At 68.2% G+C, this 26,427-nt stretch carries 22 protein-coding genes; 10 read left to right on the top strand and 12 right to left on the bottom strand.

The genetic code is table 11. The annotated features are described in order from the left end of the window. Positions 1–494: 494 nt before the first annotated feature. Positions 495–1,835: an AlbA family DNA-binding domain-containing protein gene (locus LXT21_RS33505; RefSeq protein WP_254042288.1), complete on the bottom strand. Its 1,341-nt coding sequence runs from the start codon at positions 1,833–1,835 to the stop codon at positions 495–497. A 187-nt stretch (positions 1,836–2,022) separates the two neighbouring features. Here LXT21_RS33505 and LXT21_RS33500 point away from each other — a divergent pair, with 187 nt between their 5' ends. Further along, a complete protein-coding gene (locus LXT21_RS33500) occupies positions 2,023–2,538 on the top strand; it encodes a hypothetical protein (protein WP_254042287.1) in 516 nt (171 codons plus the stop codon). 50 nt (positions 2,539–2,588) lie between these two features. Then, positions 2,589–3,233: a glutathione S-transferase family protein gene (locus LXT21_RS33495; RefSeq protein WP_254042286.1), complete on the top strand. Its 645-nt coding sequence runs from the start codon at positions 2,589–2,591 to the stop codon at positions 3,231–3,233. A gap of 53 nt (positions 3,234–3,286) precedes the next feature. On the opposite strand, the gene LXT21_RS33490 is transcribed toward LXT21_RS33495, so the two are convergent. After that, positions 3,287–5,260: a fibronectin type III domain-containing protein gene (locus tag LXT21_RS33490; protein ID WP_254042285.1), complete on the bottom strand. Its 1,974-nt coding sequence runs from the start codon at positions 5,258–5,260 to the stop codon at positions 3,287–3,289. A 216-nt stretch (positions 5,261–5,476) separates the two neighbouring features. Here LXT21_RS33490 and LXT21_RS33485 point away from each other — a divergent pair, with 216 nt between their 5' ends. Beyond that, positions 5,477–7,123 carry a DUF4082 domain-containing protein gene (locus LXT21_RS33485; protein ID WP_254042284.1) on the top strand — a complete coding sequence of 549 codons (1,647 nt, stop codon included), beginning with the start codon at positions 5,477–5,479 and terminating at the stop codon, positions 7,121–7,123. Positions 7,124–7,141: 18 nt separating this feature from the next. On the opposite strand, the gene LXT21_RS33480 is transcribed toward LXT21_RS33485, so the two are convergent. Genes LXT21_RS33480 through LXT21_RS33465 form a run of 4 tightly spaced genes read right to left on the bottom strand, consistent with a single transcriptional unit; the run spans position 7,142 to position 11,143 of the window. Beyond that, a complete protein-coding gene (locus tag LXT21_RS33480; protein WP_254042283.1) occupies positions 7,142–8,422 on the bottom strand; it encodes a right-handed parallel beta-helix repeat-containing protein in 1,281 nt (426 codons plus the stop codon). Beyond that, complete coding sequence (locus LXT21_RS33475; protein WP_254042282.1) at positions 8,422–9,966, bottom strand: caspase family protein; 1,545 nt, start codon at positions 9,964–9,966, stop codon at positions 8,422–8,424. The genes LXT21_RS33480 and LXT21_RS33475 overlap by 1 nt, the downstream gene beginning before the upstream one ends. Beyond that, entirely contained in the window at positions 9,963–10,661 is a 699-nt protein-coding gene (locus LXT21_RS33470) for a DUF4384 domain-containing protein (protein ID WP_254042281.1), read from the bottom strand. The genes LXT21_RS33475 and LXT21_RS33470 overlap by 4 nt, the downstream gene beginning before the upstream one ends. Next, positions 10,658–11,143: an RNA polymerase sigma factor gene (locus LXT21_RS33465; protein ID WP_254042280.1), complete on the bottom strand. Its 486-nt coding sequence runs from the start codon at positions 11,141–11,143 to the stop codon at positions 10,658–10,660. Before LXT21_RS33465 ends, LXT21_RS33470 begins: the two co-directional genes overlap by 4 nt. Positions 11,144–11,450: 307 nt before the next feature. Between LXT21_RS33465 and LXT21_RS33460 the strand changes: the two genes are divergently transcribed. The 3 genes from LXT21_RS33460 (at position 11,451) to LXT21_RS33450 (ending at position 14,344) form a co-directional block, all read left to right on the top strand. After that, positions 11,451–12,902: an Ig-like domain-containing protein gene (locus tag LXT21_RS33460; RefSeq protein WP_254042279.1), complete on the top strand. Its 1,452-nt coding sequence runs from the start codon at positions 11,451–11,453 to the stop codon at positions 12,900–12,902. Between the two features lie 138 nt (positions 12,903–13,040). Next, the gene (locus tag LXT21_RS33455) at positions 13,041–13,526 is read left to right on the top strand and encodes a hypothetical protein (RefSeq protein WP_254042278.1); all 486 of its coding nucleotides are present in this window, start codon (positions 13,041–13,043) and stop codon (positions 13,524–13,526) included. Continuing rightward, positions 13,523–14,344, top strand: a complete 822-nt coding sequence (locus tag LXT21_RS33450) for a HEAT repeat domain-containing protein (protein ID WP_254042277.1) — start codon at positions 13,523–13,525, stop codon at positions 14,342–14,344. The genes LXT21_RS33455 and LXT21_RS33450 overlap by 4 nt, the downstream gene beginning before the upstream one ends. Before the next feature lie 69 nt (positions 14,345–14,413). Here the strand turns inward: LXT21_RS33450 and LXT21_RS45010 are convergent, their stop codons facing one another. Both LXT21_RS45010 and LXT21_RS33440 read right to left on the bottom strand, forming a co-directional pair. Continuing rightward, positions 14,414–17,512 carry a hypothetical protein gene (locus LXT21_RS45010; RefSeq protein ID WP_256572208.1) on the bottom strand — a complete coding sequence of 1,033 codons (3,099 nt, stop codon included), beginning with the start codon at positions 17,510–17,512 and terminating at the stop codon, positions 14,414–14,416. Between the two features lie 289 nt (positions 17,513–17,801). Further along, the gene (locus tag LXT21_RS33440; RefSeq protein ID WP_254042276.1) at positions 17,802–19,235 is read right to left on the bottom strand and encodes an FAD-binding protein; all 1,434 of its coding nucleotides are present in this window, start codon (positions 19,233–19,235) and stop codon (positions 17,802–17,804) included. 228 nt (positions 19,236–19,463) lie between these two features. Between LXT21_RS33440 and LXT21_RS33435 the strand changes: the two genes are divergently transcribed. Beyond that, positions 19,464–20,048, top strand: a complete 585-nt coding sequence (locus LXT21_RS33435) for an alpha-ketoglutarate-dependent dioxygenase AlkB (RefSeq protein ID WP_254042275.1) — start codon at positions 19,464–19,466, stop codon at positions 20,046–20,048. 16 nt (positions 20,049–20,064) lie between these two features. Here the strand turns inward: LXT21_RS33435 and LXT21_RS33430 are convergent, their stop codons facing one another. After that, entirely contained in the window at positions 20,065–21,159 is a 1,095-nt protein-coding gene (locus LXT21_RS33430; protein ID WP_254042274.1) for a helix-turn-helix domain-containing protein, read from the bottom strand. 185 nt (positions 21,160–21,344) lie between these two features. Between LXT21_RS33430 and LXT21_RS33425 the strand changes: the two genes are divergently transcribed. After that, on the top strand, positions 21,345–22,370 hold the full coding sequence (locus tag LXT21_RS33425) for a hypothetical protein (protein ID WP_254042273.1): 1,026 nt from the start codon (positions 21,345–21,347) through the stop codon (positions 22,368–22,370). Positions 22,371–22,432: 62 nt separating this feature from the next. Here the strand turns inward: LXT21_RS33425 and LXT21_RS33420 are convergent, their stop codons facing one another. Further along, a complete protein-coding gene (locus LXT21_RS33420) occupies positions 22,433–22,978 on the bottom strand; it encodes a dihydrofolate reductase family protein (protein WP_254042272.1) in 546 nt (181 codons plus the stop codon). 96 nt (positions 22,979–23,074) lie between these two features. Between LXT21_RS33420 and LXT21_RS33415 the strand changes: the two genes are divergently transcribed. Beyond that, on the top strand, positions 23,075–23,614 hold the full coding sequence (locus LXT21_RS33415; protein ID WP_254042271.1) for a DUF1697 domain-containing protein: 540 nt from the start codon (positions 23,075–23,077) through the stop codon (positions 23,612–23,614). A gap of 61 nt (positions 23,615–23,675) precedes the next feature. On the opposite strand, the gene LXT21_RS33410 is transcribed toward LXT21_RS33415, so the two are convergent. Continuing rightward, positions 23,676–24,605 (bottom strand): hypothetical protein, encoded by a 930-nt coding sequence (locus LXT21_RS33410; RefSeq protein ID WP_254042270.1) that lies wholly within the window; start codon positions 24,603–24,605, stop codon positions 23,676–23,678. A 267-nt stretch (positions 24,606–24,872) separates the two neighbouring features. On the opposite strand from LXT21_RS33410, the gene LXT21_RS33405 reads away from it, so the two are divergent. Beyond that, positions 24,873–25,463: a hypothetical protein gene (locus LXT21_RS33405; RefSeq protein ID WP_254042269.1), complete on the top strand. Its 591-nt coding sequence runs from the start codon at positions 24,873–24,875 to the stop codon at positions 25,461–25,463. On the opposite strand, the gene LXT21_RS33400 is transcribed toward LXT21_RS33405, so the two are convergent. Then, complete coding sequence (locus LXT21_RS33400; protein ID WP_254042268.1) at positions 25,425–26,381, bottom strand: LysR family transcriptional regulator; 957 nt, start codon at positions 26,379–26,381, stop codon at positions 25,425–25,427. The genes LXT21_RS33405 and LXT21_RS33400 overlap by 39 nt on opposite strands. Between the last annotated feature and the right edge of the window lie 46 nt (positions 26,382–26,427).

The raw sequence follows: 26,427 nt of genomic DNA, 5'->3' as shown, positions 1-26,427 counted from the left end.
ACCCCTCCAGGACAAGCTCCGCGAACTCCTCTTGGGCTCCCGGTCTGAAATCCCGCTCCAGGACACACGCTCCCGCCTCCGCCTCCAGGATGCGACAGATTCCACGCAGCAGATGCCGGGAGCGCATCTCCACTGTCGGCGGCAATGCGTGGGCTTCATTGAGCAGGCGAACGAGTGCCTGCGCTTGCGAACTTCGAAGGGTGCCACCACGCATGAGGACCTCCGGTTCTCGCCGACCGCATCATCGCTCCTGCCCGCCTTGAATTGCCAAAAGGTCGAAGCCCTGCCTCGACACGGGTGAAGACCTTCTCGCCTCCTCTGCGACATTTCACCCTGTCACCCGAGTGCCGACAGTCGTCGGACCGTGGCGCGGGTGAGATGTGCGATGCGGGAGTCCGCGAGGCGCCAGGTGTCTATCCTCAGGCGAGGAGGGGCGTCCTCGCCTGAGCGGTCAACCTGCCGGAGCGTGCGGGGGCTCCGGTGCAGTGGCGTCCTCAAAGAGTCCATGACACCACGTAGCTGCTCTCTCGGCTCAGAAGGCGCCGTAGCTCATCAGGCTCTGGGCGCATGCTGCTAGAGCCATGGCGAACAAAATACTCGTTCTGGGCCGTGGCGTAAGGAGGGTGGTCACCTCTCTTGACGTTGACGATGATGACAGGACGCCCTTCCTTGTCGTGCACCTCTACGTCATACTGGGGAATGAGTTTGATGTTTGTCCTCAGTAGATGATGGAGGCGATCTATCGCGGACTTTAGATGGATTTCCACGTTGTCCTCCGTTCGCTTGGTCATCTTCTTCAACTCCGATAGCCCCTGCGGGACTCCATTGTCGTCAACGCCGACGTAGAGGCGGCCTCCTTGCGTGTTGGAGAATGCCACGACTGTCTTGACCAGTTCGGCCTCTTTGGTCTGGTCCTTGGCCTCGACGAAAGGTTTGAACTCGACGAACTCGTTCTCTCCTGAGCGCAGCTCTGCTGTGACTCGTTCCTCATTCGAGATACTGACGACGGATGTGGTGAGCTTGGCCTCGGAGCGAGGCAGGTGGTGCTCCACGAGCACTTCACCGAATGTGTCGATGATAAATAGATAGATTGACTCCACCTCGGCAGGGATCTCCAATTGGAGAGAGGGCGCTGCTTTGACGATGTCGTCGCGCTTGGTCTTGCTTCCAGCGTAGAATGCTTGCACTTCGTAGGGCTGCTCGGAAACCTTGATGTCGAGCTCGAGCGTGAGCAGGCTGTCTCGCCAAGTCGCGTTGGTTATGCGGATTCTCGAATCGGGAAGGATTGTGAGGAGATTCCCATTGGCCGGGGGGCTGTCCGCCTTCCACGCATCCCTGTCGTTGATGAGCCATTCTCTCACCGCATGCGCTCCGCTCAGAAAGGGTGGCGCCCCGGCCGTGATGATGGCTTCGCGGGGAGGTTCCGCAGCGTTGTTGATGATAGTTTGCTCCGGGCGCGACTCGATGTGCCATTCTCGCCAGCCAGACTGTCCCTTCCGCCATCCGCCTGTGCTCTCGATGCGTGCGTCGGATTTGATGTCTGAGATGGGGAACGAGGCGACTTTCCCGTGCCCCGTCAGGATCTCAAGGAGGCGCAATACGGCGGACTTCCCATCGGGTACCCATTCCTCGACCAGGGTTATCTTGGGATGCTGAATGGTGGCCCGTGCTTCAAGTTGCTCATCCGAGAATCTGACCTTCCCTCCGATTAGGAGTGTCCCTTCCTTGGTGTGGCGTAGGACCATGGAGAACAGGGCCCCAACGGGCGTCCTGGCACGTTTCAAAAACAAGGCGTCAAAATGCTGCTCGAGTTCTTCATGGAGGAGTCGAGTCATTGGGAGCCCTTGGGCTTTCGATGGGAAATGAGCTTGAGTGATGCCGGTATGGGTGAGCGAGTAGGCTTGGGCATCCTGACACCTTCTTGCGCGAGCCCGGCTACATCTTTGGGAGGAGGCTGTGCTCCTGAACTGCTCGGTCCAATCTCCGGGGGCTACCACGGGTCCTTGGGATTAGACTGGAGGGATGGCGCTTCCTTCCTATCGGTACGCCCGTGTGGCGCTGGATGCGGAACTGCACGTGCAGGTCTCCGTGGACCACGTCGAGCTTCCTCCCTCCATTCCGGGAGAGGCGGTGGTGTCGGGGCGCATCGCCCGGGTGTTCCGAGGCTCACCCTCGCTGTGCTCCACGCCCGTCTCCTTCAAGGTCCCGGTCTGTGACGAGCGCGACCACGGCATGCCTCCCAGCGGAATCCTCTGGACGCATCCGGCGCGGCTGACGAAAGCCCCGGTCATCGAGGTCTTCCTCGATGCGCACGACGGAGGCTTCCGCAACGCCTCCTACGACAACCGCCTGCTCCCGGCGCTGACGGACACCCCCACGAGGGTCTACACGGAGGAGATGGCCCGCGCGCCCGTGCAGCACCGCACGGCGGGGCGGTATGACCCTCGCCAGGAGCGGCGGGAGTTCCTCCTCTACGGCGCCCTGAGCATCCTCGCCCTGGGGGCGCTCTGCTGGGCCCTGGTGCGGTGGTCGTCGTAGCCTGTTACCCGCTCGAATTGAGCGTCCATGGAGCACTCCTGGAGCCGCACATGACCATCACCATCACCGCATTCGAGAACTCGCCGGACCGCGGCAGGGGACTGGCGCGAGACATGCGAGTGCGCTGGGCACTGGAGGAGGTGAGCCAGCCCTACGAAGTCCGCCTGCTGTCGTTCGAGGCGATGAAGCAGCCCGCGCACAAGGCGCTGCATCCGTTCGGTCAGATTCCGACCTATGAGGAGGGCGGGCTCGTCCTGTTCGAGTCCGGCGCCATCCTCATCCACCTCGCGGAGCGCCACGGTGGCCTGTTGCCGGAGGATGGGGATGCACGGGCGCGCGCGATTGCGTGGATGTTCGCGGCGCTCAACACCGTGGAGCCGTCCATCTTCGACCGCAGCCTGGTGACGATTCTCGAGCGCGACCAGCCCTGGTTCGAGCATCGCCTGCGCGCGTTGGATGAGCTCATCCGCAAGCGACTGGACGACCTCTCGGCGCACCTGGGCGACTCCGACTGGCTGGACGGCACCTTCAGCGCGGCCGACATCCTCATGGTGACCGTCCTGCGCAGGCTTCACGGGACCGGCATCCTCGAGGCCTATCCGAACCTCGTCGCCTATGTCGCCCGGGCCGAGGCCCGGCCCGCGTACCAGCGAGCCTTCGCCGCGCAGCGGGCGGTGTTCGACGCGGCCCGCTGAGACGGGGACTGGCGCGCCGGAGGTGCTCCAGCGCGCCAGCCCTCCAACTCACCTCAGGGCGTGCTCACCCGCACGTCATCGAAGGTGGCCACGCCCGTGGCGTAGAGCCCCACCTTGCCCGCGCCCAGGCCCGTGTCCGTCACCCGCAGATGCGCGACACCGTCCACGAGCCCCTGGATGGACGTGCCTCGCACCACCACGGTGAGCGTCTGGAAGGCGGTGGTGCTCGCGGGGAAGGGGACCGTCTGGAGCGTCGTCGTCGTCCCGGCCACCTTCTTGTGCAGCACCAGGTTCCCGTTGTGGAGGAGCAGGAAGTAGAAGTTGTTGTTGTCCACGTAGCGGGCGACGAGACCCGTGCGCGCCGTCGAGCCCGGCTTGACCCTCGCGGAGTACGCGTAGTCGGTCCAGGTCGCGTCGCCCACGGTGACGAGGTACGTGGCGGACGTGGTGGACAGCTGTCGCGCCGCCTTCGTCCCATCCGTGACCAGACCCCAGCTCCCGTTGCGGGTGGCATTCGTCCAGCCGCCTGCGGGGAAGGCCGTGTGCGTGGAGAAGTCGTCGGCCAGCAGCGTCGTCACCGGCGCGGGCGGCGTCGTCACGCTCACCGTGGCGCTGGGGGAGGACGTGTTGCCCGCGGCATCCCGGGCCCTGACGATGTAGCGATAGGTCGTCGCCGGGACGAGCCCGGTGTCCACGCACGACAGGCCCGACGTCACGGTGCACACGCGCGTGCCGTCCCGATGCACCAGGTACGTCGTCACGCCCACGTCGTCGGTGCTCTCGCTCCAGCTCACCGCCACCTCCGTGGAGGACTCCGGCACCGCGAGCACGCCGGAGGGCGCCGTGGGCGCGGTGGTGTCCGCGCACGCCGCCGTGGGCGAGCCCACCGAGTTGCCGAGCAGGACCGCGGGCGAGGACCCGAAGGTGTTGCCGCAGAAGGCGCCCTGGGGCGCGCTGTGGTCGTTGCGGATGAAGGCGCCGACGGCCGCGCTGAAGCGGTTGCCGCGCACGACGTTGGCGCCCTTGTCATAGGCGCCGGAGTCCGACTTGAGCTTGAGGATGTAGCTGCGGCTGCCGCTGAGCGTGTTGTCCTCCAGGACGTTGGCGTGGCCGCGCAGCTCGATGAGGCTGCCCAGGTACTCCAGCGGCTCGTCGTTGTAGCGGCAGTCGTTCCGGCTGAACGTGTTGTGGTGCGCGTTCTCCTTCACGTTGAAGCACTCGGAGCCGAACGTGTGGACGGTGTTGTCGTGGATGCTGTTGTAGGCGCTGGCGTCATTGGCATACATCGGCTGGCTGGTCGACTTGGGGCTGGTTCCGATGTAGACGCCCTCGCCGTTGTGATACTTGTAGCCGTCATCGTCGTCGCCCTTGCCGTACAGGCCGCACCACTGGATGACGGAGTTCGCGACCTCGTTGTTCCGGGCGTTGTTGCGCATGCGGATGCACTCACCGCCCGCGCCGTTGAGGAACATGTCGCGAATCACCACACCGCTGATGTCGCGGGAGTCGTCCGCCGCGCCGATGTAGATGAGCCGGCCGTCGTTGACGAGGGAGGCGTTCTCGTCCTTGAACTGACGCACGGCGGCCAGCGTCGTCGGATAGGTCTTCCCGAGGAGCTTCTCCTGGCCGTCGATGGTGAAGCCCTCCAGCACGTGGTGGCCGTGGTTGATGCTGAAGATGCGGCCCTTGCCGACCAGCACCGCCTTGTAGCGGCCCGAGCGCGCCTTGCCCGTCTCGGGGCCCTTGAGGGTGATAGGCGCGGACGCGGTGCCCGCGCGCACCGTGGAGGGGTTCTCCCGGTACGTGCCCGCCGCCAGGTGGATGGTGGTGCCGGCGGTCGCCTTGTTCAGGGCCGCCTGGAGCGTCTTCAAGGGCGCGGAGGCGGACGTGCCCGCATTCGAGTCGGAGCCCGAGGGGCCGACGTAGAGCGGGGCCGCGTGCACCGCGAGCGGAAGCAGGGCCGTCAGGAGGAGCAGCCGCGCGACGACGCGGCCCGCGCACGAGCGAAGTTGTTCGAGTGGACGCAAGAGGTCTCCGGGTGAGGGGGAACCGACTCGAGCGCGGTGTGCGACAGGGGGCCGCGCTGTCGGTCCTCGAACCCTAGCGGAATTCGAGACGCCGGAGATTTCGTGCACGGAGGGTTCCCAAGAAACACGGCTCGCGCATTAGCCGCCCCGAAGCGACATTTCTCGGAGGCAGTGCGCATGAGATTCCGCGGTCTTGCAGCAGTCCTTTCCCTCGTCGTGTCCGCTTGTTCCCCCGGCCCCGTGGACGCGCCCGCGAGCCAGGAGTCGCTCGCGGGTGAGCACCAATCGCTCGAGCCGGGCGAGGTTTCACTGTTCCTGGATTCGGCCCGCCCCACCATCGCGATGGACAGCGATGCCGCCGCGGTGGAGCTGGGGATGAAGTTCCGTGTGACGGCCCCGGGCACCGTGCGTGGCGTGCGTTTCTTCAAGGGTGGGGCGCAGAATGTCGGCCCCCACCGCGTGAGCCTGTGGAGCCGGACGGGCACGAAGCTCGCGGAGGCGACGTCCACGAGTGAGACGACGTCGGGGTGGCAGACGGTGCGTCTTGCTTCTCCCATCACCGTCACCGTGGGGACCACCTATGTGGTGTCGTACTACGCGTCCGCCGGGCGGTATGGCGCCACCGTGGGAGGCTTCACCGCGGGGAAGTCACGCGGTCCCATCCAGGGGCTGGCCTCGGGCGTGGATGGGGTCAACGGCGTCTATCGTTACGGCGGCGGCTTCCCGACGCAGGGCTACCAGAACACGGACTACGCGGTGGACGTGGTCTTCCTCCCGGACACCACGGAGCCCACGCCGGACACGCAGGCGCCGACTGCTCCCTCGGGGCTCGTCGCGTCCGTGGTGTCCCCGAGCGCCATCAACCTGAGCTGGGGTGCTTCCACGGATGATGTCGGCGTCGTGGCCTACGACGTCTTCAGGGGAGGCGTGCAGCTTGCCTCCACGTCGAGCCGCACCTACGCGGACACGGGCCTCACGGCGGCCACGGCCTACAGCTACCTGGTGAAGGCGCGGGACGCGGCGGGCAATGTCAGCGCCAATTCGAACGCCGTCACGGCGACGACCCAGTCGGCCCCTCCGTCCGGCGGCTTCCCGAACGCGAGCACGACGGGGGTGCCGGCGGGGACGCAGCTGACGCCCTACACCGGGCCGTGCACCATCACCGTGGCCAACACGGTCATCGACGCCAAGACGGTGAACTGTGACCTCAACATCCGCGCGGCGGGCGTCATCATCCGCAACTCGAAGATCAACGGCAGCGTCGCCACGGACGAGAACTCCACGGGCTTCTCCTTCACCCTCACCGACTCCCATGTCGACGCGGGTGACCGCTACGCCACGGGCGTGGGCGCGGTGAACTTCACCGCCATCCGCGTGCACGTCGAGGGTGGCAATCGCTCCATGCACTGCTGGCACGACTGCGAGATTCGCGACTCCTACGTCCATGGCCAGATGACGGACGAGACGGGGACGGCGCACGAGTCCGGCATCCGGATGGGCCGCAACGTCACGCTCCGGCACAACACCATCATCTGCGACGCGCCGGACGTGCCGCCGGACGCGGGCTGCTCGGCGGCGCTCACCGGCTACGGCGACTTCGCGCCGGTGGAGAACAACCTGGTGGAGAACAACTACTTCCCGGGCACGACGGGCGGCTACTGCGCCTATGGCGGCTCGTCCAAGGGCAAGCCGTACTCGGGCGCGACCAACAACATCCGCTTCATCGGCAACGTCTTCGGTCGCGGCCAGAGCGGGCGCTGTGGCTGGTACGGCGCCATCACCAGCTTCGACACCTCGGAGCCGGGGAACGTCTGGTCCAACAACACCTGGGAGGACGGAGCGGTCCTCCCTCCGTCGAACTAGCGCGCCATCCCGGAGGTCTCAATCGTGTCGCTCGATGGGGACCTCCACCCCAGTGGCCTCCCAGACGTTGCCCGTGGCGGACAGCTGCGTCTGGGTGCTCACCAGCACGGCGCAGTCGTAGAACGTCCGCGCGCCGAAGACGTTGTTGCGCACCGCCATGCCTTGGAGGCTCGTGCCGCCCGCGTGCCCCAGGTTCACGATGCAGCTGCCCCGGTCGAGGCGGTTTCGCTCCACCCTCACATCGCGCGTGGGCCCGGCCTGCTGGCTCACGAAGATGGCCGCGCCGACGTCCTCCCCCGGGCCATGCACGTTGCTGTCGTAGATGCCGATGTCGCTGCCCCCGAAGACGCTGATGCCGTACTGGGCGCCCACCGGGTCCAGGGCGTGAATCCACGAGGACTCCACCCGCGCGCCGGAGCGCAGGCTCATCCCCACCACCACCCCGTGGATGTCCAGCCGCCGCGCGGTGAAGCCTCCGCCCACCACCCCCCACTGGAGCGTGGAAGACTCCTCGGCGAAGACCTCCAGGTCCTCCAGGACGACGCCTGTCGCCCCGGTGACGTTGATGATGCCGTCGATTTCACGCGGCACCGGCGCGTGCACCACGCAGCGGCGCACCGTGACGTCGTTCGCGCGGATGATGAGCCGGCCGTGGATGTCCCGGTCCTCGAGCACGGCCCCCGGCGTGTCCAACACGAGGTCTCCCTCATGTCGGACCAGGACTGCCCCTGCGGGCACCCCCGTGTTCCGAGGGCCGGGCAGGCCCGGGTTGGCGCGGCAGGAGACGTTGGCGGGGCATGCCTTGCACGCGCCGTCCTCGCAGCGGAAGCCGTCCGCGCACTCGATGGGTTCGGAGCACGGGGGCTGTGAGAGCCCGAGGTCCTCGAGCGCGGAGAGCTGACCGAAGCTCCGGGTCCCCTCGCTCCACGACCCGGCCATCGGCGCGGGGAGCCCCGCGCGGGTCATCCGGACGAGGGAGGCGGGGCCACGATGTCCGGGCGCTGACTCGGCGCGCATCTCCACGCGCGCGGGGAGGGCGAGCGTCCTCGCGGAGGGCTCCAGGGCGTAAATCACGCCCACCGACCAGTCCCGTGTCCCCGACTCCCGGAGCGAGACGAGCTCCTCGCCATCGATCGCCCCCGGAGGAATCGTCACGCGCACGCGACCATCGCGAGAGGTGACGGTGCCGCCTTCGCTCCCGATGACACGCACGTCGGGACGCCCGCGTGCATCGAAGAGGCCTTCGCCACACGCGCTCGCGAAGAGGCCCAGGGTCGCCACGAGGAGCCGCTTGCGCATCAGAGTCGGAAGCCCAGGCCGGTGACGGCCTCGAACGCAGGCCGCAGGACCCCGCGACCATTCAACCGGAACGAGGCGAGCTGGGCCTCCGCCTCCGAGACCCAGGAGAACCGGCCCCCCAGGGACAGCGAATGCGACAACACCGCCCCCGCGCGTCCCCGGAACGCGGTCCCATCCGACGTGCTCGCCACGGACTGACGGACCGCATCCGCGCCCAGCCTGCCGCCGGCCTCGAGTCCCCGGACAGGCAGCCGCCAGAGCCACGCGACATCCCCACCCATGCTCCGGAGCGCATAGGGCAGCCCCGCATCCTGGCCCCGTCCGTCCTGGTACCTCGCGCGGATGCGCAGCGTCTGCGAGGTGCCCATCGTGACGTCCCCGCCCAGCAGCAGCGCGGGAGTGAGCCCCATGCCCCGCAGCAGCGGCGTGTTCAGTCCAACCGAGGCGAACAGCTCCAGCTCCCGTCCGAGGGCCGCGTCGCCCTTCGTCCCGCGCTCGGCGAAGGGGCGCGGTGTGAGCGTGACGGTCGTCGCCGTGCGCTCCTCTCCGCGCGTGAGCGAGAAGGCGCCAGTCCAGACATCGTCCGCCGTCGTCCGGATGAGCCGGTAGCTCCCGGCACGCAGCGCGAGCCGCTGCGGCTTCACCGGGTCCTCGCGCAGCTCCAGCACCTCACCGAGCCCCGCGTCACGCACGACGAGCCAGCGCCTGTCGGGTTGTGTCCCCGGGGCGAAGACCAGCCGCGCGTCCGCGTGGCGCAGCTCGGCGAGCACGATGTCGCCCTTGCCCTTCAGGTCCAGGGCGTACGTCGGCCGCTGCGCGACGCCGGAGACCTCGGCCGTATGGGAGACCGTCTTCGCGTAAGCATAGCGATACGCCTCCTGGAGCGTGATGCGACTGTCCGCGTCCGCGTCCGCCGCGCCGCGAAGCCCGGCCGTCAGGTGGTGCGTGAAGAAGCTCCCCCGCAGCTCCGCGCTCTCCAGCGCGTTCTCCCCCGGCCCCGAGGACGCGAGGATGGCGGTCCCATCCGGGGACTCATCGCTGGTGACGTCGAGCGCGAAGCCGCCGGGCACGGCCTTCGCCCCCTTCGGGCTGACCAGGCCTCCGGACTTGCACGCATCCACGAAGGCCAGTCGCACGTTCGCCCGCGAGGCTCCGAGCAGCTTCTTCAGCTCCGCGAAGGTGAAAGTCTCGCTGCCCAGCTCCAGGCCCTTCTCCGTGGCATGGCCGGACCAGTAGAGGAGCAACAGGTTTCGCCGCGAGGAGCGACGGGCCGCCTCGGTGATTCGCTGCTCGAGCGCCCGCACCTCCATGAGCAGCCGCGCGCGGGTGGGCTGGTGGAGCACGCGCACGTCCTCGTCCTGGAAGCCTCCGAGCTCCTTCAACGTGTCCGCGAAACGCGAGGCATCCGCCTCCGCGAAGCGCAGCCGCGCGTGGCCCGCCGCGCCCACGTTGCCGCCGACCACCAACGCGAATCTCCGCTCCGGCAGCTGGGCCTGCGCGGACGCCGCGAAGAGGAGCATCACCAGCCACGCGAGCCGGCTCATGGCGCGCCGCGCTCGAGCAACACCGTGGAGGTCCGGGCCCCGGCGATGTGGACCTCCGAGGCGTCCCTCACCGGACTGCCCCGGAGGGCCTGCTCCACGACGCTCCAGTTCAGGGGCTCGGGTGAAATCACCGCCCAGATGCGCTCGGGTCCCTCCGTCGCATCCAGCACCGCGCTCCCTGGAAGCAGCTGGGTCCCGTCGACCGCGAGCGGCGTCGTCCCCTCGGAGGGCACCAGCCGGGAGACGGCGCCCGTCGAGTCGACGGAGGCAATCCAGACGAAGGCCGCCGCGCCCGGCGCCACCTGGAAGCGGAGCGACTCACCCGGCCGCACGCGCTCGCCCTGGATCGCGGCCCGAGGTGTTCCCTGGCCTCCGACGTAGACGGTGAGCTCGTCGCCCTTGGTCGCGTAGCGCGGGAGCTCCGGGGAAGGGGAGTGGAGGAGGAACAGGGCGACGGCGGCGAGCGCGGCCGTGGCAATGAGCGGCGCCCATCGCCTCAGCGGCGAGGGGCGGGTCTTCGCCATCCAGTGGGGATGCTGGTGGGCGAACGCGCGGGAGGCCTCTGCGGCGGCCCGCTCCCAGGACTGGCAATGCTCACACCCGGCGATGTGCTGCGCGGTGGCGGGATTGGCTCGGAGCAGGTGCTCCTCCAGCGCGAGGTCGCTCGGACATTGCGCCGTTCGTGCCGCGTTCATTCGAAGACCCCTCGGCGGGCGTTCGCCAGGAAGAGTTGGATGCGCTTGCCGATGGTCTTGCGTGAGAGGCCGAGCAGCTCGGCGGCCTCCTCCTGGGAGTGGCCGTCGACGAGCACGAGCCACGCGACCATGCGCTCGTGCTCGGTGGCGCGGGAGAGCGCCTCGCGCGCCAGCTGCCGGTCGGCCACCTCCGTGAAGCTGTCCGTGGGCGCTGGCGCGTCGTGGTTCAGCTCCGTCCCGCTCGCCGTCTCCCAGGCGTCGTCGCGCAGCTGGGCGAAGCACACCCGCGTCGCGATGACGTAGACCCAGCGCAGCTGCTCGGGCTCGGGGGGAAGTCGGGCGCGATGACGCACCAGCTGCATGTAGACCTTCTGGCAGGCGTCCGAGGCCTCGTCCGGGTTGCGCAATATCTTCAGGCAACGGCGGTAGATGGCCGGTCCGAGTCTGCGGCAGACCTCACTGAGGGCATCACCGTCGCGCATCAGGGAAACCCGACGAGGAGAGAAGGACATCGACCGCGGCGCCGCCGAGCGTAACCCAGCGTAGAGGTCAAGGCGACCCCATCGAATGCAGGTGAACAGTTTGGCCCGGCGGGGCGCGAGCGCTCGGAGGTCCTCGACATCGTGAGGTGCGCTGTCGAACTCGAGAACCGGGGCGCGCGGAGGCAGCTGTCCCGTGCGTGGACCGTGACAGGGCGTTCGGGTTACTGACGGTCGACGCGGTTCTCGCCCATGAACCGCGCGCACCCTGTCCACGGCGCCCCTGTCGGGCGCCCACCGAGGAAGGTTCATGTCTCATTCGCTTTCGAGAGGGCGCGCGGCACCGTTCGCCGCATTGCGCGTTGCCCTGGTGATGGGGCTGGTCGTCACCACCCTCGGTGCCTGTCGCGACGATGACGAGCCGACGCCCGGCGAACCGCCGGTCGCCCGCGACGTCAGCCTGGAGACGTTGGAGGACACGCCCCTCGAGTTGGAGTTGCCGGCGAGCGGCAACGGGACCCTCACGTTCACCATCGTCGATGCACCGGACCACGGCACGCTGGGGGTGATTCGCGCCAATGGCGCCGTCACCTACACCCCCGCCGCCGACTTCCACGGCGCGGATGCGCTCGTCTTCCGAGTGACTGACAGCAAGGGCGCGAGCGCCCAGGGCACGGTGAGCCTCACCGTCATCCCGGTGAACGACGCGCCCACGCTCACGTCGGTGCCCGACCAGCGCATCACCCGGGACAGCTCGACGGGCGAGCTGCCCTTCACCGTGGACGACGTGGACACCGGCCTCGAGGGGCTCACGGTCAGCGCCACGTCCTCCAACACGGACCTGGTGCCCAACGACTCCACCCACCTCGTCCTCGGCGGCGCGGGCTCCAGCCGCACGCTCGACGTCCTCCCTGTCGCGGGCGCCAGCGGTTCCACCACCATCACCCTCTCGGTGAGTGATGGCTCCGAGACCCGCTCCACCACCTTCACGCTCGAAGTCACCCTCCCGGCGAGCCTCTATTGGATGACGGCCTCCAACTCGCTGTGGCGGGCCGATGTGAACGGCGCGAATGCCGTCGAGCTCAGGACGGGCATCAGCGGAGCGTCTTCAGTCGCCACCGATCCGGTCGACCGCACCATTTTCTACAACCGCGACGCCGCCATCGTTCGGGCGGACAGTGACGGCGCGAACCCGGTCGATGTGGTGGCGAACGGAGGCTTCCCCAGCGGTCTGGCCATCGACTCGACGAACCGCAAGCTGTACTGGTCCGACTTCAATGGCAGCCGGGTCATGCGCGCCGAGCTGGATGGCAGCAATCCCATGCAGGTGGTCGGCGGTATCAACAGCCCGTCCGCCCTCGCGTTCGATGTCCCGAAGGGCAAGGTGTATCTCATCACCTACAACAACACCCGGCTCGTGCGCTTCGACATGGACGGCACGAACGTGGAGACAGTCGCCACGGGCTTGGGCGGACTGGGCGTGGGGTTGGCGGTCGATTCGAGCGGCGGGAAGGTGTACTTCTCGACGCGTGGCCCCGACATCAGCGTCGCGAACCTGGATGGCTCCAACGTCACGCCCCTGGTGACGAACCAGACGACGGTGCATGGGATTGCCATCGATGTCACGGCCGGGCGGCTGTATTGGGCGGATTGGCTGGCGACCCGGCTCCGGAGCGCCAACCTGGCCGACGGTGGGGACATCCAGGACGTGAACGCGGGCAGCGCCAGGAACCTGGGGCTGGCCTGGATGCCAGCGCCGTAGGCTGGCGCTGCGACGCCCCAGGCCGGAGCGCTGTAGGCTCTGGCCATGGGCGTCCAAGACTATCGGTGCAGTGTCTGTGGTCCACCGACGACATACGTGTGCGGGGAGGAGACAGGCGAGGAGTGCGAGGAGGAGGGCATGGGGGACGACCAGGCCGTCCTGGACCTGTTCTTCTTCGCCGCGAAGGATGCGCCCACGGGCGCCCACGACTTCGAACGGGCGCGAGGTCGCGCGCTCCGCACCGAGACGCAGCCGTATGGTTATGACTGGGGTGACTGGGAGTTCGTCCCCAGCCTCAACTATCGCTCGCTCCAGATGGGCGTGGGTGACGACACCGGCATCTGGCGCATCGAGCCGTATGTGGAGGGCTCGAGCGATGGCAGCCCCCCTTCGCTGGAGCTGGGGCCGGACGAGCGCGTCTGGGTGGTCAACTACTGCTCCCTCTGCCATCCGGTGTTCGTGCAGGGCAAGGCTCCCGACGGAGAGCCCTGTCTGGAGCACCTGCGCGCGGTCGCCGAGAACCTCGGCCTGGACTTCCAGCACGTGCGAGGCAGCGCGGACAAGCCCGCCTTCATCGAGGCCGTGCGCGCGAAGGTCGCCCTCCGTCGTCCGGTGTCCAGATGAGTCCTCCTGAGCCCGATGATGCGGGAAGCCTCGAGTCGCTCCTCCAGGTCACCCTGGAGGGGGGCGAAGACGATGAGCGCGCCTGGGAGGCCATCCGGGCCCTGCAGGCTCGGGGGACGCGTGACGTGCTGGACGCGGCCCTCCAACTGCTGGGCGCCTCCTCCGCGAAGGCGCGGAGGCGTGGCGCGGACATCCTGGGCCAGCTCGGCGCCGGAACCGCCGCCTTCCGAACGGAGCGTGGGGACGCGCTGGTCGACCTGCTTGGACGGGAGCGGGAGCCCGCGGTCCTCCTCTCCGCGGGGGTGGCCCTGAGTCACCTGGTGGAGCCCCGCGCCCTGGCCGCGCTCATCGCCCAGGCACGGCATCCTTCGGCCGAGGCGCGATATGGCGCCGCGCACGGACTGGCGGTCCTGGATGCGCCAGAAGCAGTGGAGGCGCTCATCCAGCTCTCGTCCGACGAGGACCGCGATGTGCGGGACTGGGCGACCTTCGGGCTGGGGACGCTCATGGAGGCACGCGACACGCCGAGGCTGAGGGATGCGCTCGTGGCGCGCCTCGGCGATGAGGACCCGGAGATTGTCGGAGAGGCCCTGGTGGGGCTGGCGACTCGCAAGGACCCTCGCGCGGTGGAGCCCGTGCGCGCCGCGCTGATGGGGGAGACGGTGATGGTGTACGCGCTCGAGGCCGCCGCATCCCTGGGAGACCCTGGCTTCCATCCGTTGCTGCTCGCCCTCCGCGACGCCACAGGCCCTGGGGATGACTACTTCCGGAGTGTCCTCGAGGACGTCATCTCCCAGTTCGAGCAGACATCGGCTTGAGGTGACCTGTTCTCAGGACGGAGACGGACCGGCGCCCTTCGCGGCTCCGGTCCGCTCCGTGCGCTGCCATTACTTGGACAGGACGCGAAGCTCCTTGCCCTGCCCGACGTCTGGGTCTCCGAAGACGGAATCCGACGCCGTGATGGAACCCGTCAGCCCTCCGACGACGTTCCACTGGGTGCCGAGTCCGAACGCCACCGTCTTCGGCGTGTCTCCCAACTGCCACGACTGCCCCTCACTGCAGACCCGGGTGAAGTCCTGGGGGACGTTGTACGCCGCGCGGTTGGGATAGCCGACCTGCCGGTAGTAGCCGTGGTTCGTGGCGCCCGAGCCCGGGTTGCCGAAGGTGGCCTGGTTGAAGGTGATGGTGCCCGTCACGCCCGGGAGGAAGCGGAAGTGGCCATTGGCGCCGTAGGCCACGTCGCAGGGCCCGGGCAGATGGAAGGTGGCTCCATCCGAGATGCCGGAGTTGAAGGTGGCGATGTCATAGCCACCGGGCAGGTCCTTGGGCACGTTGGTGGGCGTGTACGCCTCCGGCCCCTGGTCCCAGCCCGTGACGACGAACATGAAGCGCGTGGGCAGCGACTGCTCGTAGAGCAGGAGGTTGTCCGCCGACGTGGTGCCGGCGAGCATATCCAGGTTGGGCGTGTCCAGCGGCGAGCTGAACTCCCCTTGCGCCTTGGCGTTCGCCAGGGCCTGGATGTACCAATCCCGCGCGATGGTCGGGAAGTACTTCAGCTCGAGCGCCCAGAGGTACGCCTCCTTGAGGATGTACAGCCGCGCGGACAGGGACTGGGTCGGCGCCAGCGTGTTCAGGTAGGTGTAGACGCCGACGCCGTTCGTGGCGGCGCTCGTCGAGTCGCTCCGGTACGCGAAGGAGAAGTCGAAGGAGCCTCCCACGTACGTCTCCTGGGAGCCGGAGAAGCCCACCCGGCTTCCGACCTCCACGTTGGAGGCGAAGCCCGCGTACGCGTTGATATCCAGGCGGACTCCGAAGCCCGTCGTCTCGCTGTTCGACACGCGGTACTCGCCGTCGCAGACCGAGCCGCCGCTCATGGCGAACTTGAGGTACTTCTGGCCGTTGAGGTTGGTCTCCGTGCCATACGCCGCGACGACGGACGCGACGTAGTTGTTGCCCGTGTAGAAGCGGCTGAGGTCGGTTCCATCCGGCGCCGTGAAGATCTTCTGGATGTCCGCCTGGGACTTGCCGGCGGTCGTCAGCCGGTTCACGCACTCGTTGTACAAGGCGAACATCCGGGCGTTGATGGCCACCTCGGTGTAGGAGTCCACCACGCCGGGGGTGCACGCGTAGGTGAAGAAGTCGCCCGCCGCGGTTTCATCCGCGTCCTTCGAGACGACGGGCCAGTGGGCCATGGTGAGCGGCCCTGGACTGAAGGAGCTGTTCTGGTTGAAGGCGAGGTTCGCCGCCGTCCCGTATTGCGAGCGCAGCCAGAACAAGGAGCGTCCGAAGTAGCAGCCATACGGGCGCACCAGGTAGGGAGACGCGTCGTCGAGCGGGAAGTATGGATGACGGTAGGCCTTCGTCTGCACCTTGATGCTCTGGGCGGAGAACATGCTGTCCTGCCACGCGAAGTGCCCCGAGCCTCCGACCTTGACGGAGACACCACCGCTGATGCCGCTCTTGGCGCCGTTGAATCCACCCATGGTGCGCCGGGAGTACTGGATGCCCAGGGTCGCGGAGAAGTCGATCTGGTTGAGGACCACGTCCTCCTGCGACGTGTTCATCTCGTAGTCGAACATGTTCCAGTCGGCCATGCCGTCGGGGCTGGAGTTGCCCCAGACCTCCGGCGCCGGGATGGGCAGGGGGAACGGGTCGCAGATGGACGTGAGCAATCGCCGGCCCGTGTAGTCCTGCTTCGGCGGGTGGAGGGCGGTCTGCAGGTTGAAGTCGCCGTACCGCAGGGAGGACATCTGGACGGGCGAGCCGGGGGAGTTCGAACTGCGGACCCAGGCCATCCCGAGGATGATGGGGAGGGTGGTGGCGTCCTGGCTCGCCGTGACGGGGATGGTGCCGAACGAGAAGCACATCGACAGCGGCCCTTCCGTGTCCTCGCTGTCGTTCGGGAAGACCTTGCCGTACTCCAGCCAGACGGGCGCCGCGGTCGAATCGAGCTGGCGCAGGGGCAGGATGTTCTGGATGACGGCGACGCAGATGGCGTTGGCCTTGTTGTTGTCGGCGAACAGGGCGACGAGTCGCCCCGCGGGGTCCACGGCCAGGCTCGTCCCCAACGCCTTGCGGCTCCGCGCCGAGTTGGGCCAGGCGAGCAGCATCGGCGGATGCGCCGGGCTGGGGTTGGCGTGGCAGGCGGCGTCGAGCGTCCAGGAGAAGGTGGTGGTGGAGGAGTGGCCCTCATCCCACAGCGCCGCGATGACGCAGTTGTCGGGAGCGTCGGTGGGGGCGTTGCCCGGCTGGGTGACGAGGATGGTGCGGATGTCGACCCTCGGAAGGTTCGCGGCGGACTGGGAGGGGCTGGTGGCCGGCGCCGTCACGAACCAGGCGGGAGTGCTGGAGACCCAGTCATTGGTGAGGGGGTTGTAGTCCTCCGTGTTCAGGACGAAATGCCAGACCTGCAAGGCGTTGTGGGCGGAATCCCAGGCGACGTAGTTGAGGAGGATCTCCGTCTCGCCCTTGCCAGCGCACGCTGACACGCCGTTGGCGGAGATCCTCACCGGGCTCGGTGTGCCTCCCGTGGTCGTGGCCGGAAGCGCGACCTGACACCAGTCTGTCTCCGAGCGCTCGGCATCGGGAGAGACCCGCGTCGCGCACAGGAGGTTGTTCGTGGTGTCGATCCAGAAGATGTAGACGAAGCCTCGGACGGTGACCACGCCGAGGCGCTTCTCGGTCTGGAAGACGAGGGAGGACTGGGTGGAGTCCGGCTGGATGCTGAAGGGCGTCCAGGGGCCCAGTCGTTTCGGATTCCCCTGGGGACGACTGAGGTATTTGGTGGTCGCCGCGCTGAAGTAGCCCTGGATTTCATTGTCGTCGTTGACGCCCACCAGGGCCATGGACGAGCCCGTCTGGACGAGACGGAACTCGCCATTGTCACCATCGACGTCGAAAGGCTCGGCGACGGGGATGCCGGTGACGCTGGTGGTGGGAGGCGGGGCTGGGAGCGGGGGCGTCGAGGAGGAGGTGGCGGTGGTCATGGATGTTCCGGTCCTGGGGGAGACGGCAGGGGCCAGGCGACGTCTGGAATTGACGTCGGTGTGACATCCATTCGATGTGAGACATGTCGACGGTGGCGTGTCGCCGGAACCCAGGAGGGTTGCATAAGCAATCCAGGTGCCAGTGACCCCGCGGGTCTCCTCCGAGCGAACGTTCGGGAGGCTTCGCGCGAGGGCCCGTCACCTGCGTTCATCGCGGACGCAGGTGCGTCCCACGGCGTGTGGACCTCCGTGACATCGATTCAGGCGACGGAGGGCTTGCCTCGCTCGCTCAGAAGATGCCTTGTCCCGGGGTGAGGAGGTGGTCCGGGTCATAGCGCCGCTTGGCGTGCTCGAACCGCTCCCAGTGGGGATGGAAGTGGCGACGCCAGTCCGCGGGACTCAAGGGCACGGCATCCACGGGGTAGATCTTCCCGCCGAGGGCCGTGAGCCGGTCGACGATGGCGCGGTTCTTCTGCACGAGGGCCGCGGCGTTCTCGGGCGTCGGGGGGATGGCGGTGCGCAGCAGCGAGAAGAGGAAGATGTGTCTGTCGTTGGGCGTGCGCAGGAAGGGCGTGGTCAGCGCCGAGGCTCGGAAGGGGTAGAGCAGGATGGGCCCCTGGCCCATGTCGGCGTCGGTGGTCTGTGAGAGGACCTCCTGGACGAAGTCCTCGGCGCACCGGGCGGGGACGAACATGTCCAGCCAGGGGTGGGGGAAATTCCAGACGCCGAGCTGCTTGAGCAGCTCGATCAGGGGCGCGAGGCGGTTGGCGAAGTCGAAGTAGCTGCCGTCGGTCACCTGGAGCGTCCCCGGCTGGAAGCGCAGGCCCGCGAGCAGCCTGGAGTCCCGTGGCTCCGAGCCCGGGGTGAAGTACTTCACCACCTCGAGCTGATACGCCCGGCCTCCGTTGGAGGTGACGACGGAGCCCTCGACGTAGTCGAAGCGGCCCTCGTCGATGAGCCGCCGCTGGTCCTCCAGGAAGCGGTGGAGGTCGTCGTACAGCGCGAGGTAGGTCCGGGCGCGGGGCTGCACGTCGACCAGCCGCACCCGGGCTCGCACGATGATGCCGAACTGGCCCAGGCCCGAGCGCACCGCGTCGAACAGGGGCCGCTCGCGCCAGCGTGAGCACCGCACGAGCTCGCCCCGGCCCGTGACGACGTCCATCTCCAGGACGTTGTCGACCTGGAGGCCCCAGCGGAACGCCTGTCCGCCGATGCCTCCCGCCGACAGCGTCCCGCCGATGCTCAGCTCGATGTAGTCGGTCAGCACCGGGGGGCTCTTGCCGCTGGGGAGCGAGGCCTGGAGCAGCTCGTGCCAGCGGACGCCCGCATCCACCCAGGCGCTGTCCGCGTCCAGCTCATGAATGGTGGCCAGCGCGGACATGTCGATGACGATGCCCGCCGGCACCTGGGACTGGCCGAAGGTGCTGTGGCTCTCACCCAGGCCCCGCGCGGCGGCGATCTTCAATCCCTGGCGGCGCGCGAAGCGGACCATGCCCACGATGTCCTGCACCGAGCCGGGGACGAGCACGGCCCACGGCGTGTGGTGGCGGATGTGGCCGAAGTCGTCCGAGGCCGCGGTCCGTGACGCGTCGTCCAACAGCAGCGCGCCATCGAGTGGGGGTAGGGGGACCGCGCCGGCCTCCAGCGTGGAAGCCCAGCTCCGGCTCATGGGATTGAAGGCGACCGCCACCAACGCACCTTGGAGCAACGTTCTCCGGGACACCGTTCGACTCGACATTCACGCCCCCTTCAAGGTTGAAGACTTCTAGCCTGGGGTTGTCCTGCTCAACAATTGCCCTCGCTTCTCGGGCTCCATCGCATGGGAAGCACTGCGCCCATCCCATTCGACCACCCCGTCGATGGCGGACGGGCACTCGTGCGCCTCATGGGTGGGGGCGCATGGCGCTCGGGGACCTTGCCCGGACATGGGCGCTGGACATAGGTTCAGTCCATGGCAGAGCTGCGCTCCATTCCCCTGGGGGAGGGCTACGAGGTCCTGGTGGGGCAGTTGCCTCGCGAGCTCGTGCCCTTGGACCAGGCCTTCGAGGACCTCTGGACGCTCCACCCCGAGGAGTTCCATGAGATACAGATTCATGGGCGGCGGGTCCGCACGCCACGGTGGCAGCAAGCCTATGGCGCGGACTACCACTACACGGGGCGCGTCAACCGCGCCTTGCCCCTGACTCCGTCGATGGAGACCTGGCTGCGGTGGGCGCGCTCCGAATTCGACGCACGCCTCAATGGCCTGCTGTTGAACTGGTACGAAGGCACGGAGGACCACTACATCGGCAAACATCGCGACAGCGATGTCCAGCGCATCGAGGGCTCCCCCATCATCACGCTCTCCTTCGGGGAACAGCGCGCGTTCCGCATGCGGCCCTGGAAGGGGGAGGGCTTCATCGACATCCCCGCGGTGAACGGTGGCGTCATCGTGATTCCGTGGTCGACGAACCGCGCCTTCACGCACGAGGTCCCTCCCTCCGCGCAGGCGCGCGGGCGGCGCATCTCGGTGACGATTCGCGCCTTCAGCGCGTGAGTCCCCAGGCGGGGCGTCACGTGTCCGAAGAGAGGCTCCCCTCCTGCGCCAGCAGGATGAGCTTGGCCCGGCTGGGCACGGCCAGCTTGACGTAGACGCGCTTCAGGTGCGTCTTCAAGGTGTTCAGCGAGCTGCCCAGGTCGTCCGCGATGGTCTGGTTGTCCCAGCCATTCAAGACACGCTCCACCACGTCCATCTCACGAGGCGTGAGCCGCTTGCGCCACTCCGCGGGAGCCTGCGCCCCGTGCTGCACCTCCTGGAAGATGAGCGCCCAGGGCATCCTCCCGGAGTGTCCTGGCAACCGCATGAAGGTCACCTTCAAGCTCCTCCCCGGGCGCCGGAAGGTCAGGACGTCCTGCCCGGAGACAGCGCGCCGGAGCCCCTCCAGCGCGTCCAGGAGCACCTGGGGCAGGCCGAAGCGGCCACAGGGTGCATCCGGGAACCAGCGATGCAGCAGCGCCGTGGAGCGGGGCGTGCGCATCAGCTCGGTGGTGGGCGGGCTCAGCACGATGCTCTCGAGCCCCGTGTGCCGGAAGAGTTGCTCCAGCAGGTCTCCCTGTCGCGCCAGGTCTTCCAGCATGCGGCAGTTGCGCACCGTCCTCGCCAGGATGGGCGTCAGGCGCTGGAGGAAGGTCCGCTCCTTCTCCGTGAAGGCCTTCCGGGTCTCCCGGTAGAGCGTGAACCCGCTGTGCCAGCCGAGCCCCATGTCCAGCAAGACGGAGAGCACCCGCTCCACCGGCATGTGCATCTCCTTGCAGAACGCATACATGGCGCTGTCGTGCATCTGCTGGCGCGACAGCATCTCGGTGTCCCGCAGCACGATGTTGGGCCGCTGAATCACCGCGGAGCTCACGAAACACTCGTCTGAAATCTCCGGGTAGCGGTCGAAGAAGACCTGGGGCATGTCCTGGACCATCGGCCAGTCGTATTGGCCGGGCGCCCCTGGATTGGACACACACAGCCCACCGAAGTCCGCCGCCAGCACGCGTGACAGGATCCGGTGGGACTCCGAGAAGGCCTCCTTCAGGTCGAGCGAGCTGCTCAACGCCGTCGTGACCTCCAGGAGGACCCGCTCTCCTTGCATGGAACCCGGCTGACTCTTCACGCGCATGACCTGCCTCCCGGTGGGATTCGAGTGTCGGCACGACGTCCGAGGCATGTCTATCACGCGCGGCAACGACAGTTTTCTCCAGGCGGCCTGGGTGCGGGGGGCTTCACCCCTATGGGTGATGCCGGCTCTCCATGGGTTTCCCGTACGTTCCCGTGCGCCGTGTCTGTCCATTCGCTGGAGGTCCCATGTCCCCGCAGCTGTGCTTGATTCGTCTCACGTCGAGGATGTCATTGCTCGCGCTCCTGGCCGCCCTGAGCGTCGTCACCTGGAGCGCGCCGGCCCAGGCGCGGACGCCCGGAGGCATCATCGGCGTCGGGTATTACGGCCAGCATGGCCCTCCGCCGTGGGTCGAGGCGGCGTGCCGGTTCACGGCGGTGTACGAGCCTTGTCATTGCGAGCCTCCCGCCCATTCCCCCTTCGACAAGACCCTGGGGTGCTCCAACACGAGCCAGGATTGGGCCGACCGGGACGCCAAGAACTCCTGCACCCAACTTTGTACGACTCCGGCGGACAACCCTCCCGGCAACGGCGGCACCGTGGGTCGCCCGGGGGGCGCGACGAAGGGCGATGTCCTGTTCAGGGGCGGCGGCACCGTGAGGCGCCGGCAGACGGGCGGCTATGTGGGGTTCGTCCCGTACAGCGAGGCGCCCCTCGGGTACGGCCTGGACGTGGCGTGGGTGGCGTCGGCACTCGTGGAGGCCACCACCGTGCCGTGGGTCTTCCTGGAGGACCTGGGCCCGGCCATCGAGTGGGATGACTCGAAGGGGACCGCCGCGTTCGTGCAGGCCTACTCGAGCGAGCTCGGCGCGCCGCAGCCCATCGGGACCTGCCGCCACGTGCTGCAAGTGGCCTGTCCGCTGAGGGACGTGAAGCTCGGAGATCGCCTCCAGGTCTGCTCGGGTGAGAGCGAGGAGGACGCCAGGCTCATCGCGCAGACGAGCTGCGCGCCGCTGCGCTACGAAGCGCTGAGCCGCTCCTGGAGCCCCTGGGCCCTCTATGGCGCCCACTCGGAGCAGCTGCACCGCGCGCCCTCCGCGACCGTCGTCGCCGTGGGCCCCCGGCAGTTCGTGGGCTACCTCCCCTCCAGCCTGCAGGTCGTGGGACTCCACGATGACTGGGTCAAGCTGGCCGAGGCGCTGCTGGAGCGCACCGACGGCACCACCGTGTGGCTCGCCGGCCCGGCGGAGTTCTACGCCCCGACGGGGGAGTGACGCACGGGCCAGCTCGTGTGTGTGATTCGGGGGCTCGTGGACCGGGCGAGCCCCCGCGCGGTTCATCTCGGCTCGTACCGCAGCGCCACCACCCCCGCGCCGAACTCCTTGCGGCCCACGAGCTTCAGCGCGACGTGCTTCGACAGCCCCGAGAACAACGTCGGCCCATGCCCGGCCAGCCAGGGATGCACCACGAATTCGTACTCGTCGATCAACCCCAGCTCCGCCAACGCCAGGGGAAGCTTCACGCCTCCGACGAAGATGCCCTTGCCCGGCCCTTGCTTGAGCTGCTGGATGGCCTGCTTCAAGTCCCCACGCACCAGCTCCGCGTTCCAGTCGACCTGGGTCAGGGTGGTGGACACGACGTACTTCTTCGCCGCGTCGATGGTCCGGGCGAAGGCGTCCATCTGGTCGAGCGCCGCCTGCGTTCGCTGGGGCGGTCGGAAGGCCGACTCCATCATCTCGTAGGTCACCCGCCCGAAGAGGAGGGCATCGGCCTGGGCGAGGTTGTCGGCGTGGTGCTGATGCAGCGCTTCGTCCGCGGGGACGGCCTGATGGTCGCAGCAGCCGTCCAACGTGATGTTGATGGAGTACCGGAGGGGTCGCATCGCGTGAGCGTCTCAACCCATGATGTCGGACGCAACCTGATCGAACGCCCGCTCGGGTGAGCACCTCTCCTTGGCGCCGCGTGGCACAATCGGGCCATGACTCGTTATGCGCTCCTGCTCCGCGGCGTGAATGTGGGCACGAAGAACAGCCTGCCGATGGCGGAGCTCCGCGAGATGCTGTCGAAGCTCGGGTGCGTCGACGTGAAGACCTATGTCCAGAGCGGCAACGCGGTGTTCACGACGAAGCTCGGCGCGGCGGCGCTCACGAAGGCCATCGAGGACGCGCTCGCGCGGTTCATGGGACGGCCCATCGCCACGACGCTCCGGACGCTGAAGCAGCTGCAGGCCGTCGTCGACGGCAACCCGTTCGCGGACGTGGCGACGAATCCCTCGTACCTGTGCGTGACGTTCCTCTCGCATGCGCCGACGAAGGCGGAGCTCTCGTCCCTCCATGACCAGGACTGGACGCCGGAGCTGTTCGAGGTCGCGGGCAAGGAGATCTACACGTGGTATCCCAACGGCCAGGGGCGCAGTCCGTTGGCGGTCGCGCTCGGGAAGCTGTCCTTGCGCGGCACGGCCACGACGCGCAACTGGAACACGGTGCTGAAAGTCCTGGCGCTGCTCGGCGAGGGTTGAGGCCCTCCACTCCGAGCCCGCCGGGTCGCTCCACGCCGACCCGGCGGGTGGGCGCCTGGACCTAGCGCACCTTTCCGTCTGGACCCGAGATGCCCCCCTGGCGCAGGGCGCTCGCCTGGGAGGAGTCGGGTGCGACCTGGACGACGGGAACCCGCTGGGTGCCGACGTTGACGTAGCCCAGTCCCTGGAGGCCATTGGGTCCGCTGGGCAGCGGCAGCCCGCTGCGCCAGGCGCTGGGCTGCTGCATCACGGTGTCGAAGGAGTTCTGTGACGTCGTGACCATCCCCCGGAGGTTGTTCTGCAAGGGGATGTGCTGCCAGTGCAGTTGCTCGTTGTTGTAGGAGGGGTTCGGCCCGTTCACGGTCCGGTTGAAGTCGTTATTGCGCGCGGCTTCGTTCTGCTTCGACCAGAGCGACGCGCGGTGGAGGGGATTTCCCGGGGGCAGGCCGTTCTGGTCTGCCGGGATGGACCCGGGCACCCGGCCATCATTGTCCGTGGTGGAGGCGCGCCACCGGTTGTTGTTCTGGAGCAACGTGGGGTTGAGCACCATCTGCACGGTGTTCGGGTTGCTGCCGACACCGTAGCCCTGGGCCTGCCATGAGTCCTGCTGCGTGCCCTGCGCGCGGGTGTAGACGCCCAGGGCGCCTCCGCCTCGCATGTCGGATTGGCGGGAGTAGCGCCCGTTGGGCCCCTCACGATGATAGGCGGAGCTGAGCCGGCCGTTGGCGAGGGCGGTCCCCACGTGTGACGAGGGGATTCCGTGCGTGAGGGCCGCGGTGTTGTCCAGCCGGAGCGGTGGGGCCGCGTTCCCCTGGGCCATGGGCGGTACGGGGCCCTGCGGGAACCGGGGGGCGGGGCCGGGGGCCTGGGGCGGCTGACGCTGGGGAGCCACGGTGTTCGTGGGATGTGTGCCGCGAGGCGCGTTGGGGTTGGGCGGGCGGTAGCTGGGCGAGGTGGGCGGATTGCTCAATTTGGGAATGCGGCTGGGCATGGGGGAACTCCCGGACGGAAGATGCGGTGGGACACAGGCCTTGGGGGCCTGCACGAAAGGAATTGTCGGCCGGCCTCGCTCCGCGTCCTCATGCACCGAGGTGCAGCAGGCCGATGCGCGCACGACAGTGTCTCGCCCCACGAGGGCCCTCCACCGCTCCCCGTCATGCGTGGTGGCGGCTCCTGTCTGCGGGCGAGGCGCGGCCCCGCAGGTGGAGGTTCCAGGTGTTGTCCTCCGCGCGACTGACGCTGCTAGTGTCAGGCATCCATGGCCATCGACTTCATGGTGCTGCCCCTCAGTCGCTACATCGTCGGGGACTTCATCACCCCGGCGATGCGCTCCGCCTGGGCGAGCGGTGTCCCGTACTCCATCCTCGGACCGGAAGGCGCGCGTCAGCTCCCGGAAGGTCTGCCATTTGGCGGACCCGAGGCACCTGCACGTCGCGTCAGCGTCATGTCCATGTTGGTGGAGGACCTCCGGAAGCTGCCGGGCGGCGTCCCGAGCCAATTGTGGGACGAGCGCTCTGCCGCCGAGCCGTGCTTCCACCGCGTGGACCCCGCCTCGTACGAGGCGCTCGTGGAAGAGGCGCGCAAGCCCGTCAGGTCGTTCCTCGGGTTCCGCAAGAGGGGCGAGGCCGACCGCGCGCATGTCTCCTCCACGCTCTTCCTCCCCTGCGACTTCGACGAGACCTTCGAGATGGCGACGCCGCTTCGGGGTCTCACCGGGTCGACGTTCCGGGCGCTGGAGGCGTTGGAGCGGATGCCGTGGCCCGTCGACGCGAAGGCCGCGGCCGAGGACCTCCGCGCGGCCCTGGTGGACTCACGGGAGCGCCAGGTCCCGATGATCGTGGATTGGTGAGGACCGGGGCCGCCGAGGGGACTGCGGAGCGCCGTGCTCCATCACCCAGTCGAGCGCCCGGCGCGCCCGCGTGGAGAGCTGCCTGCGTGAGGGATAGACGGCGAAGAGCTCTCGCGGCTCCGGGGTGCGCCCCTTCACGGTGAGCGGCACCAGCTTCTTGCCATGCGGGTCGACCAGCTCCCGGGCCGCGCTGACCACGCCCAGGCCCGCCAGGGCAGCCGCCACCGCCACCTGGGTGTCGTTCACCGCGACGCGAACCTCCATCGGTCGGACCTCCTCCACGCCGCCGTCACGGCGGCGCAGGCGCCACACCCCTCGAGGCATCGCCATCACCGCCGGCACCTTGGCGAGCGCCTCCCGGGTCAGCTGCGTCTGTCCCTTCAAGGTGTCCCGCACGAAGCGCGGGGAGGCCGCGAACACGGACTCGATGCTCCACAGTCGCCGCGCCACCAGCTCCGCGTCCCGGATGGGACCCACCCGGAAGGCGAGGTCGAACCCCTCTTCCACCAGGTCCACCACGGCGTTGGTGAGCGTCAGCTCCAAGGCCACGCGCGGATGCTGGGCCGCGAAGGAGAACAGCAAGGGGGCGATGCGCTGGGCTCCCGAGGTCACGGGCGCCGTCACCCGCAGCCTCCCGGCGGGCGCCTCCTCCCGGTCCACGGACTGGTCGAGCACCGCGCCGAGCTGGTCCCAGAGCGGCCCTGCTCGCTCCAGCAGCCGGGTGCCTTCCAGCGTCAAGCCCACGTGCCGCGAGGTGCGTTGGAGGAGCCGCGTCCCCAGCGTCTCCTCCAGGAGGGCGATACGGCGGCTGACCGTGCTGGTGGACATCCCCAGTTGCTTCGCGGCCTCCACGAAGCTCAGGTGTCGGGCCACGGCTACGAAGAGGCCCAGGTTCTCGTCGACCCTCGTTGCATTCATGGGATGAAGCATTCCACATCATCCCATGGTTGCAATCCGGGCCGCG

Source organism: Myxococcus guangdongensis (assembly GCF_024198255.1).
Lineage (GTDB): Bacteria > Myxococcota > Myxococcia > Myxococcales > Myxococcaceae > Myxococcus > Myxococcus guangdongensis.
The sequence above is the reverse complement of the archived record's forward strand: the minus strand, read 5'-3'. Positions and strand labels throughout refer to the sequence as shown.